At 60.9% G+C, this 11,893-nt stretch carries 12 protein-coding genes; 8 read left to right on the top strand and 4 right to left on the bottom strand.

Annotation, left to right across the window (positions count from 1 at the left end):
* Positions 1–119: 119 nt before the first annotated feature.
* Together pobA and LJX92_RS07600 are read left to right on the top strand one after the other, a co-directional pair.
* Positions 120–1,304: a 4-hydroxybenzoate 3-monooxygenase gene (pobA, locus tag LJX92_RS07595; protein WP_410457902.1), complete on the top strand. Its 1,185-nt coding sequence runs from the start codon at positions 120–122 to the stop codon at positions 1,302–1,304.
* Between the two features lie 66 nt (positions 1,305–1,370).
* Positions 1,371–2,888 (top strand): MDR family MFS transporter, encoded by a 1,518-nt coding sequence (locus LJX92_RS07600; RefSeq protein WP_228309521.1) that lies wholly within the window; start codon positions 1,371–1,373, stop codon positions 2,886–2,888.
* Between the two features lie 87 nt (positions 2,889–2,975).
* On the opposite strand, the gene LJX92_RS07605 is transcribed toward LJX92_RS07600, so the two are convergent.
* Genes LJX92_RS07605 through LJX92_RS07615 form a run of 3 tightly spaced genes read right to left on the bottom strand, consistent with a single transcriptional unit; the run spans position 2,976 to position 5,009 of the window.
* Positions 2,976–3,815, bottom strand: a complete 840-nt coding sequence (locus LJX92_RS07605) for a cache domain-containing protein (RefSeq protein WP_148852364.1) — start codon at positions 3,813–3,815, stop codon at positions 2,976–2,978.
* 54 nt (positions 3,816–3,869) lie between these two features.
* Positions 3,870–4,340 carry a cyanase gene (cynS, locus tag LJX92_RS07610; RefSeq protein ID WP_005786081.1) on the bottom strand — a complete coding sequence of 157 codons (471 nt, stop codon included), beginning with the start codon at positions 4,338–4,340 and terminating at the stop codon, positions 3,870–3,872.
* Between the two features lie 27 nt (positions 4,341–4,367).
* A complete protein-coding gene (locus LJX92_RS07615) occupies positions 4,368–5,009 on the bottom strand; it encodes a carbonic anhydrase (RefSeq protein WP_005786082.1) in 642 nt (213 codons plus the stop codon).
* A gap of 112 nt (positions 5,010–5,121) precedes the next feature.
* Here LJX92_RS07615 and cynR point away from each other — a divergent pair, with 112 nt between their 5' ends.
* Entirely contained in the window at positions 5,122–5,988 is an 867-nt protein-coding gene (gene cynR / locus LJX92_RS07620) for a transcriptional regulator CynR (protein WP_148852362.1), read from the top strand.
* A 107-nt stretch (positions 5,989–6,095) separates the two neighbouring features.
* Here the strand turns inward: cynR and LJX92_RS07625 are convergent, their stop codons facing one another.
* Entirely contained in the window at positions 6,096–6,869 is a 774-nt protein-coding gene (locus tag LJX92_RS07625) for a transporter substrate-binding domain-containing protein (RefSeq protein ID WP_223018537.1), read from the bottom strand.
* Between the two features lie 350 nt (positions 6,870–7,219).
* Between LJX92_RS07625 and LJX92_RS07630 the strand changes: the two genes are divergently transcribed.
* From LJX92_RS07630 to LJX92_RS07650, 5 genes are all read left to right on the top strand, one after another.
* A complete protein-coding gene (locus tag LJX92_RS07630; RefSeq protein ID WP_228309522.1) occupies positions 7,220–8,590 on the top strand; it encodes a glutamine synthetase family protein in 1,371 nt (456 codons plus the stop codon).
* Between the two features lie 99 nt (positions 8,591–8,689).
* Positions 8,690–9,289, top strand: a complete 600-nt coding sequence (locus LJX92_RS07635) for a class I SAM-dependent methyltransferase (RefSeq protein ID WP_005786086.1) — start codon at positions 8,690–8,692, stop codon at positions 9,287–9,289.
* Between the two features lie 122 nt (positions 9,290–9,411).
* Positions 9,412–10,545, top strand: a complete 1,134-nt coding sequence (rnd, locus tag LJX92_RS07640) for a ribonuclease D (RefSeq protein WP_032877242.1) — start codon at positions 9,412–9,414, stop codon at positions 10,543–10,545.
* Positions 10,542–10,835 carry a YcgL domain-containing protein gene (locus LJX92_RS07645; RefSeq protein ID WP_228309523.1) on the top strand — a complete coding sequence of 98 codons (294 nt, stop codon included), beginning with the start codon at positions 10,542–10,544 and terminating at the stop codon, positions 10,833–10,835. Before rnd ends, LJX92_RS07645 begins: the two co-directional genes overlap by 4 nt.
* A 108-nt stretch (positions 10,836–10,943) precedes the next feature.
* Entirely contained in the window at positions 10,944–11,876 is a 933-nt protein-coding gene (locus LJX92_RS07650; RefSeq protein ID WP_078820607.1) for a D-2-hydroxyacid dehydrogenase, read from the top strand.
* The last annotated feature ends 17 nt before the right edge of the window (positions 11,877–11,893 follow it).

The raw sequence follows: 11,893 nt of genomic DNA on the forward strand, positions 1-11,893 counted from the left end.
CAGTTTTCACCTTCTTATGCGGTTCGCTCAAGTGAAAAATGTCAGCCACAATTCCACTGACAACTCTTTCACTCGATACGTTCGGGTAAAGCGTGAAGGCCATAAAAATAATGAAAACCCTGAAAACCCAAGTCGCCATTATTGGCGCCGGTCCGTCTGGATTGCTGCTCGGCCAGCTGCTGCACAACGCTGGTATTCAAACCCTTGTTCTAGAGCGCCAGAGCTCCGATTACGTGCAGGGACGCATCCGTGCCGGAGTGTTGGAGCAGGGCATGGTTGACCTGTTGCGCGAAGCCGGGGTGAGCCAACGCATGGATGTTGAAGGGTTGGTGCACACCGGCTTTGACATTGCCCTCAATGACCAACTTATCCCGATCGATCTCAAGGCATTGACCGGTGGCCAATCGGTGATGATCTACGGCCAGACCGAAGTCACCCGCGACCTGATGGCCGCCCGCGCAGCCGCCGGCGCTACCACGCTGTACGAGGCGTGCGACGTACAGCCCCATGATCTGAAAAGTGATCGACCCTGGCTGACGTTCAATCACCAAGGCCAAGCCTATCGCCTGGAGTGCGATTACATCGCCGGTTGCGATGGCTTCCATGGTGTCGCCCGCCAGTCGATTCCGGCGCAGGCGTTGAAGGTATTCGAGCGGGTCTATCCCTTCGGTTGGCTGGGGGTGCTCGCCGATACGCCGCCGGTACACGCCGAGCTGGTATATGCCAAACACCCACGGGGGTTTGCCCTGTGCAGCATGCGCTCACCGACGCGCAGCCGTTATTACCTGCAAGTGCCGCAGGACGAGGCTGTGGAGGATTGGTCGGATGAGCGGTTCTGGGATGAGCTGAAAACCCGCTTGCCCGGTTCATTGGCGCAGCAGTTGGTGACCGGCCCCTCGATTGAAAAAAGTATCGCGCCGCTGCGCAGCTTCGTGGTGGAACCCATGCAGTACGGGCGCCTGTTCCTGCTAGGCGATGCCGCGCATATTGTCCCGCCCACCGGCGCCAAGGGGTTGAACCTGGCGGCCAGTGACGTGAGCACGTTGTTCCGGATCTTGCTCAAGGTGTACCGCGAAGGGCGCCTGGACTTGCTGCAAAAGTACTCGGCGATCTGCCTGCGCCGGGTATGGAAAGCCGAGCGGTTTTCCTGGTGGATGACCTCGATGCTGCATGAGTTTCCCCAGGCGGACGCCTTCAGCCAGCGCATTGCCGAGAGTGAGCTGGATTATTTCATCCACTCGGATGCCGGGCGCAAAACCATTGCAGAAAATTACGTCGGGCTTGCTTACGAGCCTATCGAATAGCCTGCTATCGTATTGAGCATTCCCGCGGGCGATCTTGTCCTGCGGGCCTTGTTCGAAGGTTCTGCCGTGACTCACCTCAATCAGCCCGCCCCAACCGTTCCCGCCGTGCGCAGTATTCTTGCTGCGCTGATGATGGCGATCTTCCTCGGCGCCCTGGACCAGACCATTGTGGCGGTGTCCATGCCGGCCATTTCCGCGCAGTTTCATGACGTCAACCTGCTGGCCTGGGTGATTTCCGGCTATATGGTGGCGATGACCGTGGCGGTGCCGATCTACGGCAAGCTTGGCGATCTGTATGGGCGTCGGCCCATGATGCTGATCGGCATGGGCGTGTTCACCCTGGCGTCGCTGTTTTGTGGCATGGCGCAAAGCATGGAGCAATTGGTGCTGGCGCGGATTCTCCAGGGCATCGGTGCCGGCGGGATGATTTCAGTGAGCCAGGCAATCATTGGCGACATTATTCCTCCCCGCGAACGGGGACGTTATCAGGGGTATTTCAGTAGCATGTACGCGGTGGCCAGCGTGGCGGGGCCGGTGCTGGGCGGCTATATGACCGAGTACCTGTCGTGGCGCTGGGTGTTTTTGATCAACCTGCCGCTGGGTGCCGGCGCCTGGTACGTGGCCCATCGCACTCTGGTGGGGCTGCCGGTGCCGCAGCGCAAGCCGATCATCGATTACCTCGGCACGGTGCTGATGATCGTCGGCCTCACCGCCTTGTTGCTGGGTATCACCGAAATCGGCCAGGGCCATTCGTGGCGTGACGATCAAGTGCTGGGGTCGCTGGTCTGCGCACTGTTGGCGTTGAGCGTGTTTGTGTGGCACGAACGCCGCGCGCGCGAACCGCTGCTGCCCATGCACTTGTTTGCCAACCGCAGTGCGGTGTTGTGTTGGTGCACGATTTTTGTCACCAGCTTCCAGGCGATTTCCCTGACCGTGCTGATGCCCCTGCGTTACCAGACCGTGACCGGCGCCGGTGCTGACAGTGCGGCCCTGCACTTGCTGCCCTTGGCGATGGGCTTGCCGATGGGCGCGTATTTTGCCGGGCGCATGACGTCGGTGACTGGCCGCTATAAACCGATGATCCTCAGTGGCGCAGTGTTGAGCCCGCTGGCGATTCTCGGCATGGCCTACAGCGCGCCCCAGGCGGTGGTGCTCACCAGCGTATTCATGCTGTTGTGCGGCATTGCCGCCGGTATGCAGTTCCCGACCTCGTTGGTGGGTACGCAGAACTCGGTAGAGCAACGGGATATCGGTGTGGCCACCAGCACCACCAACCTGTTCCGCTCCCTGGGCGGGGCAGTGGGGGTGGCTTGCATGTCGGCGTTGCTGCTGGCGCTGTTGCACGACTCCAGTTTCGCCCATTTGACGAGCGCCGCACTGGTGGCCGAAGGCAGTTCTGGCAACGTGCTGCTTGACGGCCTCAACGCCGCACCCGGCCCGGCGCAGGATGCGTTACGCGGGGAGTTGGCGGTGACGTTCCGGCATTTGCTGATGGTGAGTGCGGCAGTGTCGTTGCTGGGGTTGGCGGCTGCGATCGTGATGCCGAACCGGGTGCTGCGTGGTCGGGAAGACAAAGCCCGCTAGGTCCAATTGAATGTAGGAAACCAAATGTGGGAGGGGCGGCGCGACGATTCGACTTGCTCCCACAGTTTGATTGCATTTCAAGTCAGGTCAGGGGCTGTAATATCCCACCGCAACCATGAAATGCCCGCTTTTGCGCACATAAGCGTGCTTGTTCTCGACCTTACCCGTCACCGGGTTTTTCCAGCGGTATTTGTATTCGCCCTGGTCCTGCTCGGCCATCATCTTGAGGATCGGCACACCCACCGGTTTGCCATCCGGGTCCTTGATCTTGGCAAAGTCGGTGTTGATCAGGCGCAGGTTGGTGCCGTGGGCGACGTAGCGTCGCGTGTTCAGGTCTACCACGAACACGTACAGATCATCTTGCAAGAAGCCGCCCTGCAAGGAGTTGATCGCCTTGAGCGTGCCGGTTTCATCCTTGACCAGCGCTTCCACCGCCTTGTTGCGCAGCGCCCGTGCCTGTTCTGGCGTGGCGCGCGGCAAGTAATAACCGACCGCCAGGATGCGTTCGCCCACCCGCTGATAAAACACATGCTTATGTTCGACCTTGCCGTCGTTCCAGTTCTGCCAGCGATAGTCAGCCTGCTGGATACCCTGGCTTTCCGGCACGCTCAAGGCTTGTTTGAACGAGGCTTGCAGGTCGGGCCCGAGTACCTCGGACACGTCGCGACCGATCAGTGCGGAGGAGGGCCCGCCACTGGCCAACAGTACGCCTTGGGTATTGACCACAAACACATAACGGTCCTGGTCGATGAATTCGCCCTGACGGCTGAAGGCGGCGAACGCCTTGTCACCTTGCTTGTGGTAGTACGCCAAGGCCTTTTCCAGCAGGGCCTTGGCGGCTTGGGCATCCGCTTCCTGTGCCGTGGCGGCATGCACCTGGCTGCAACACAACAGCAGCAGCCAGGTGAATCGGAGCAGTCTCTTCATTTACCGTCCCTCGTTCTTGTTGGTGTGCCAAGAGCGTAGACGGTTGGCGGCAAATCAGAAGGGTTTAGTGGGCAGGTATTTGCCGTCCAGGGTGATGACCGCACGGGAGCCGCCGTCCGGGTCTTCGACTTTCTTGATGTCCAGCTTGAAGTTGATGGCGCTGATGATGCCGTCGCCGAATTGCTCATGCACCAGGGCCTTCAAGGTAGAGCCGTAGACCTGCAGCATTTCGTAGAAACGGTACATGGTTGGATCGGTCGGCACACCGCTGGGGAAACTGCCGCGCAGTGGGACGCTTTGCAGCAGGCGGCTGGCGTCCTGGTCGAGGCCGAGTTTGTCGCACACGATGTCGGCCGCCTCCTTGGGCAGTGGGTGCTGGCCGAGCAGGGCGGCGGTGACGAACGCCAGGCTCAGGCCGGTGCCATCGGTGAGGTCCTGCCATGACAGATTCTTGCGTGCCTTGAGGTCGATAACGGTATCGGCCAGGGCCAGGCGTGGGGTTTGGGCGAATTGGGATTGCAACATGGTGATGTCCTCTTGGGTGGTTAAGGTTCAGGCAGCGTGGGCGCGGGTGGTTGGATGGTCGAGCAAAGAGACGAAGCGTCCGGTGCGACCGTCCAGCGCGTCGATGCCACCGGTTTCGATGTCATACACCCAGCCATGCAGGTTCATCCGGCCTTGTTCCAGGGCCAGCGCAACGCTGGGGTGAGTCTTGAGATTAGCCAGTTGGGCGACCACGTTTTCGCGCACCAATGAATCCAGGCGCGCAGCGTCCGAGACATGCGTACGGGATGCATTGATCACCTTGGCTGACTCGGCATGACGCAACCAGTTGGCCACGGCCGGCAGATGGTCCAGGCACTTGCAGGTGGAAATGGCAGTCATGGCGCCGCAGTCCGAATGCCCGCAAATCACAATGTCGCTGACCCCGAGTACCGCCACCGCATATTCAACCGTGGCCGACACACCACCCGGCTCGGGGCCGTAGGACGGCACGATATTGCCGGCATTGCGGATCACGAACAGATCGCCGGGTTCCTGCTGGGTCAGAAGCTCCGGTACGACACGGCTGTCGGAGCAGGACACGAACAAGGTGCCGGGGTTCTGTGTGGTCGCCAGGTGCTTGAACAAGTCGCTGCGTTGGGAAAAGGCTTCACGTTGGAATTTGCGGAAGCCATCGATGAGATGCTGCATGGTGGTTCTCCTTGCGTCGCTGATGGGGCAAGGATGGAAGTTTTCGGCTATAGCGTCCAAGACCGGTTTATGATGCTGTCCATAAGTCATGCCTATAGCTGGAGCGCTGTCGATGCTGCTGCGTCATATCCGTTACTTGCTCGCCGTTGCCGAGCATCGCAACTTCACTCGCGCCGCCGAAGCGCTGCATGTATCGCAGCCGACCCTCTCACAACAGATCAAACAGCTGGAAGAAAGCCTCGGCGCGCCGCTGCTCGACCGCTCCGGGCGCAGTATCAGCCTGACCGATGCGGGGCAAGCCTATGTGCGCTTTGCGCGGCTGGCCTTGCAGGACCTGCAGGCCGGCAGCCGCGCCATACACGATGTGCAAGACCTCAGCCGCGGGCATTTGCGACTGGCCATGACGCCGACCTTCACCGCCTACCTGATCGGCCCGTTGCTGGCGCGATTCAATACGCTGTACCCGGGCATCACCCTCAGCGTCGAGGAGTTGACCCAGGACCGTATCGAAGCTGCACTGGGCGAAGACCTGCTGGATATCGGTATCGGATTTACCGGCGAACATGGGCCGGACATTGAGTGCGAGGGGCTGTTTGTCGAACAACTGAGCGTAGTGGTCAGTGCCAGCCATCCCCAATTGAGCCGACTCGTTTGGCTTGAACAACCCCTGGTGCTGCTGAACACGAGCTTCGCTACCCGCCGCCATATCGATGACTACTGCCGCGGGCAAGGTGTGAAACCATTTATCGCCATGGAAGCCAACTCCATCAGCGCAATCATCGAAATCGTCCGCAACACGTCACTGGCAACCGTCCTGCCCCAAGCACTGGCCGAGGCGCAGACGGGGCTGCACGCCGTGACCATCGACCCACCGCTGCCGCAGCGTACTGCCGCACTATTGAGCCGCAAGGGCGCCTACCGCAGCGCCGCCTGCAGGGCGTTCGTCGAGCTGATGTGGGAGGGGGCTTGCTCCCGATAGCGGAGTGTCAGTTAACAATTTTTTTTGGCTGATCCACCTATATCGGGAGCAAGCCCCCTCCCACATTTGGATCTCGGTGTGCCAGACAGGCCGTCATGGCAGCAAATTCAAGGCGCAGCCAACCACTGGCTGACAATCCCCGCATACCCCCCGGTCGCCACGCTCAAGTGCAACCACTGATCCACATAACTCTTCCAGGCCACATCATCGCGAGGTAGCAGGAAGGCTTTTTCACTGTACTGCATCGGCCGCTCAGGATTGACCGCACACAACCCCGGCTTGAGCTTCTGCTGATACCGCGCCTCGCTGGCATCGGTAATCATCACATCGGCCTTGCCCGCCAGCAGCTCATCAAAAATCGTCACATTGTCATGCAGGCGAATCTGCGTCTGGCCCAGGTGGGCACGGGCAAACACTTCATTGGTGCCACCTGCCGGCTCGATCACCCGCACCTGTGGCTGGTTGATCTGCTCAACCGTTTGGTAGCGCTGCACATCGGCGCAGCGCACCAGTGGGATCTTGCCGTCAACCCCCAGCGATTGGCTGAAGAACGCCTTTTTCTGCCGCTCCAACGACACCGAAATCCCACCCACGGCGATGTCGCACCGTTGGGCGAGGAAGTCCGGCATCAGGGTTTTCCACGTGGTGGGCACCCACTTGATCGTGGTGTTGAGGCTCTTGGCCAGGGACTCGGCCATGGCAATGTCGATACCTTCATAATGGCCATCGGCGCGCAATGAGGTGTAGGGCTTATAGTCGCCCGTTGTGCAAACGGTCAGGGTGCCGCGCTGGATCACCTCGTCAAGACGTGACGGGACAGTGTCGGCCTGGGCGATGTTTACCAGGCTTGCCAGCACACAGAGGGCCAGAGGAGCTTTCATGGGGGCGAGTCCTTGGGGCACGGTCGGGGCGCCCATTATTTCCAGCGCCGGGCAGGGTGGCAAGGCGTGGGGAATGTTTAGCCAAACTGTACCCAAACTCCATCAAGCCTGAATTTAACCGCCTATCCAGGCGTGTGACGCTCGGGGTTCTCTATTTCTGTGATCCGCGCATGGACGGTTGCCCCGACACTCACGCCGCGACACTGCCTTCTGCACTTGCGTTCTGGGCCTTGTTCCATTGTCGACACGCGCGCCCGCCAGACACCTCTTTTCTACGTTGATCCACCCCCACGGATGACGTGCACCTGTGCCCATCTGCATCTGCCCGACCCAAACGTATGAGAATTGCCATGAGTGTCTTTGCCCACCTGCACGAAGCCCGAACCTTCCTTGAGCAGAACCCCGACATTGAGATGTTCGAGCTGTTTATCCTCGACAACAACGGCGTACCCCGCGGCAAGCTGCTGCACCGCGACGAACTGCTGGCGGTGTACGAAACCGGTCGGCCACTGCCCAGCACCATTCTCGGCCTGACCATCAATGGCGATGACGTAGAAAACTCAGGGCTGGTGTGGGAAGTCGGCGATATCGACTGCCGCGCCTACCCGATCAGTGGCAGTTTGCAGCGTATGCCCTGGCGTTTGATCCCCACCGCGGCGGTGCAAGTCAGCATGCACCCCACACAAGGCTTGCCCGCTACCGTGGCCGACCCTCGGCATTTGCTCGCCAAGGTCATCGATGCACTCAAAGCCGATGGCTATTACCCAGTGATGGCGGCAGAGCTGGAGTTCTACCTGCTCGACCAGAAGCCCGACGGCAACGGTCGTCCGCAACCGGCGCGGGATATGGACGGCAATCGCCCGCGTTCGACCCAGGTCTACGGCCTGCGCGAACTGGAGCAGATCGAGCCGTTTCTCGCCGACCTTTATAGCGCCTGCAAGCTGCAAGGTATCCCGGCGCGAACGGCCATCTCCGAGTACGCCCCGGGCCAGGTGGAAATTACCCTTGAACATCGCACTGATGCTTTACAGGCGATGGACGAAGCGGTGCGCTACAAACGCCTGGTCAAGGGCGTGGCCCACAAGCACGGGATGGCCGCATGTTTTATGGCCAAGCCGTTCGACGACCTGGCCGGCACCGGTATGCATATGCACGTCAGCCTGGCCGATGCCCAGGGCAATAACCTGTTCGCCAGCGAGGCGGCTGATGGCACGCCACTGCTGCGCCAGGCGGTGGGCGGGATGCTGAGTACGTTGCTCGATTCGCTGCTGATGTTCTGCCCCAACGCCAACTCCTATCGGCGTTTCCAAACCAACAGCTATGCACCGCTGGCTGCCACCTGGGGCGTGGACAACCGCACCGTCAGCCTGCGCGTGCCCGGTGGCCCGGCCAGTTCCCGGCATATCGAGCACCGCATCTGCGGCGCCGATGCCAACCCTTATCTGGCGGCCGCCGCGATCCTGGCCGGCATCCATCGCGGCATTCGCGAGCAACGCGACCCTGGCGCCCCGGTGGAAGGAAACGGTTATGCCCAGGCCAAGGAGCTGTTGCCCACTGACTGGCTGACCACCCTGCGTGCGCTTGAGGCTTCACGATGGGCAAAGGATGCGTTTGGCAGTGAATTCCTTGGTGTTTACCTGGCAGTCAAACGTGCCGAATATCGCCAGTTCATGGGCGAGGTCGGCGAGCAGGATTGGCGTTGGTACCTGCATCAGGCGTGACGGAGTTTACGGTGGCGGCTTTCGACCTTTTTTTCACGTTGCAGTGGTTAAGCTGGGAATCAAGGTCGTTCACTACCGTTTTACCCACATGAGCCCGTGATGTCGCCACAACCTCCATCCCCCATCGAGACTGAATTCACCGAGCGCTGTGACCGTGAGCATGCCAGGGTGTGCGGTGATCCGCGTCCGCCAAGGCTGTTGCAGCGCTTGGCCGCGTGGCGGGATGCGCGGCTGGTACGCCATGCGCTGAAGGTCGCGGGTGAGCCAGGGCTTATCCTTGACCTGGCCTGTGGTTCGGGGCGCTTCTGGCCGGTGCTGGCCGAGCACGTCAACCGGGTGATCCTCGCCTCTGACAACTCCCAGGCCATGCTCGACCACGCGCGCACCCATCACCCGGGCACGTTGCTAAAACGTGTCAAAACCTTCCAGGGCTCGGCGTTTTCGATTGGCCTTTCGGCGAACGCGGTGGACTGTATTTTCTGCCTGGAGTTGTTTCGCCATGTGCCCAGCAGCGATGTGCGATTAATGTTGTTGCGCGAGTTTCACCGCGTCAGCCGCGACACGGTGATTGTTTCCGTAAGCGCGGGTACACCGGTAGAGGATGAGTTTCGTCAGGCGGGCTTCAAGGTTCTGAATTACCAGGAGTTCCTGCCGGGCTCCAAACTGTGGTGTGTGTACGTCCTGCGTAAGAGAGGATAACTCCCATATGTCGGACTATTCTTCATCTCCTGTCGGAGTTTTCATGATGGTGTGTGCACTACGGATGCTCGCAAGCCCCTTTCGCGATATATACTGCGCGCCATTCTTCAAGGGAGAGCCGTGTGGCCATCGATATTCACTGGATCTGCGACAACGATAGCCTCGGCCAGCATTGCGCCCAATGGCAGCAGTTGCCATTCGTCGCCCTCGACACCGAATTCATGCGGGTCGACACCTTTTACCCTATTGCCGGGCTGATCCAGATCGGTGATGGCGTACGCGCTTACCTGATCGACCCCCTGACCATCGACAACTGGCAACCCTTGGCCGCTTTGCTGGAGAACCCGGCGGTGATCAAGGTGGTGCACGCCTGCAGCGAAGACCTGGAAGTGCTGTTGCGCCTGACCGGCAGCCTGCCGGCACCGTTGTTCGACACCCAGTTGGCCGCGGCTTACCTCAACCTCGGCTTTTCCATGGGCTATTCGCGCCTGGTGCAAGCCGTGCTGGATATCGAGCTGCCCAAGGGCGAAACCCGTTCGGACTGGCTGCAGCGGCCATTGTCCGAGACGCAGGTCAGCTACGCCGCTGAAGACGCGGTGCACCTGGCCGAGGTCTATATTCGCCTGCGCCCGCAGCTATCGGATGACAAGTACGCCTGGGTCCTGGAAGACGGTGCCGAACTGGTGGCCAACCTGCGCCGCGAAATCGACCCTTTCGAGGTGTACCGCGATGCCAAGCTGGCGTGGAAACTGTCCCGTGCCCAACTTGCCGTGCTGCGTGAATTGTGCGCCTGGCGCGAGCAGCAGGCCCGCGCCCGTGACCTGCCGCGCAACCGCATCATCCGCGAGCATTCGCTCTGGCCGTTGGCCAAATCCCAGCCGGATAACCTGGCCGCGCTGGGCAAGATCGAAGACATGCACCCGCGTACCGTGCGTCAGGACGGCCAGTTCCTGCTGGACCTGATCAAACGTGCCGGTAGCGTGCCGATGGACCAATGGCCTCCCGCCGTGGCCGAACCGTTGCCGGTGGACGCCGCCGCGCTGATCAAGCAACTGCGCGCCCTGGGCCAGACGTTCGCCGAGCGCCTGGAGATGGCGCCGGAACTGATGCTGCGCAAGAAAACCCTCGAAGCCCTGGTCAAAAGTGGCTACCCCGATGGGCCTTACCAATTGCCAGACTCGCTGCGTGGCTGGCGCCGCGAGTTGATGGGCCAGGCGCTGCTCGACAGCCTGGCCAATGCCGGAGAACAGCCTTGAAACGTATTTGTTCCATCTACCGCAGCAAGAAAAAAGACGGCATGTACCTCTACGTGCTCAAAAGCGATGCCCTCGAGCGCGTGCCCGAGCCGTTGATGGAGGCCTTCGGCAAGGCGCATCACGCGTTTGACATGGTGCTGACGCCGGAGCGCAAGCTGTCGCGCGAAGACATCACCGTGGTGCTGGAAAACCTCGACAAACAGGGCTACCACCTGCAAATGCCGCCGGCCGAAGACGAGTACATCGAGCACTTGCCCGAAGAGTTGCTGCGCCGCAACGACCCGATTTGATCGATCAGTGCCCGTGTCAGGGCACAGGCTTTAAATGGAATCGTATTAGACGACGGTGGCCGTAAGGATGCGGGCGGCCGTCTGCATTGTTTTTGAAAGGTTTGAACCATGCGTGTTCTGATTGCTGAACAGGATCACCCGCTCTACGCCCAACTGCTCAAGGAGGCCGCCCCGGACCTTGACGTGCTGACCAGCGGTGACTCGGCCGAACTCTCGCGCCTGGCCGCCGATTGCCCGGTGTGGCTGGGCCAGCCCGATCTGCTGGCGACGCTGCTGCGCCAGGGCCATCAACCGCAGTGGTTGCAATCGACCTGGGCCGGTATCACGCCGCTGCTGGCCGATGGCTTGCCCCGCGACTATCGCCTCACCCGTGCAGTCGGCATCTTTGGCCAGGTCATGGCCGAGTTTGTCCTCACCTATATGCTGGGCCATGAGCGCGAAGTGCTGGCGCGCCTTGTCAGCCAGGTCGAGCGCAAGTGGGACAACCGCATGGGCCAGAGCCTGGCGGGGCGCAAGGCGCTGATTGTCGGCACGGGTGATATTGGCAAAAGCGTGGCTGATTTCCTGGTGCCCTTTGGCGTCAAGCTGTACGGCATCGCCAGTACGGCGCGGGAACAGGCACCCTTTATTGAAGTGGCCGGGCTCGATCAGTTGGGCCGCTTGGTGGGCGAGGTCGATTACGTGATCAACCTGCTGCCCAATACCCCGGACACCCATGACGTGTACAACGCGGCGTTGTTCAAGCAATTCAAGTCGACGGCGCTGTTTATCAACGTCGGGCGCGGCGTGGCGGTGGTGGATGCCGACCTGGTCGAGGCCCTGAAAGAAGGGCATCTGGCCGGCGCGGTGATCGACGTGTGCCGTCAGGAGCCGTTGCCGCAACGCCACCCGTTCTGGACCGCGTGGGGTTTGCTGTTGACTGGGCACAGCTCGGCACCGACCTCGCCGTCGATGATGGTGGCGTTGTTTGTGCAAAACGTGCGCGCCTACCAGGCCAAGCAAGCGCTGCGCGGCGAAGTGGACTTCGACCGGGGCTACTGATCCTTGGCCATGCATCA

Source organism: Pseudomonas sp. HN8-3 (assembly GCF_020790195.1).
Taxonomy (GTDB): domain Bacteria; phylum Pseudomonadota; class Gammaproteobacteria; order Pseudomonadales; family Pseudomonadaceae; genus Aquipseudomonas; species Aquipseudomonas synxantha_A.

What these genes read in the sequence shown, in the direction of transcription:
- LJX92_RS07605 (WP_148852364.1), bottom strand. Translation starts at nt 3,815, where the DNA reads ATGAAGAGACTGCTCCGATTCACCTGGCTGCTGCTGTTGTGTTGCAGC.
- cynS (WP_005786081.1), bottom strand. Translation starts at nt 4,340, where the DNA reads ATGTTGCAATCCCAATTCGCCCAAACCCCACGCCTGGCCCTGGCCGAT.
- LJX92_RS07615 (WP_005786082.1), bottom strand. Translation starts at nt 5,009, where the DNA reads ATGCAGCATCTCATCGATGGCTTCCGCAAATTCCAACGTGAAGCCTTT.
- cynR (WP_148852362.1), top strand. Translation starts at nt 5,122, where the DNA reads ATGCTGCTGCGTCATATCCGTTACTTGCTCGCCGTTGCCGAGCATCGC.
- LJX92_RS07625 (WP_223018537.1), bottom strand. Translation starts at nt 6,869, where the DNA reads ATGAAAGCTCCTCTGGCCCTCTGTGTGCTGGCAAGCCTGGTAAACATC.
- LJX92_RS07630 (WP_228309522.1), top strand. Translation starts at nt 7,220, where the DNA reads ATGAGTGTCTTTGCCCACCTGCACGAAGCCCGAACCTTCCTTGAGCAG.
- LJX92_RS07635 (WP_005786086.1), top strand. Translation starts at nt 8,690, where the DNA reads ATGTCGCCACAACCTCCATCCCCCATCGAGACTGAATTCACCGAGCGC.
- LJX92_RS07650 (WP_078820607.1), top strand. Translation starts at nt 10,944, where the DNA reads ATGCGTGTTCTGATTGCTGAACAGGATCACCCGCTCTACGCCCAACTG.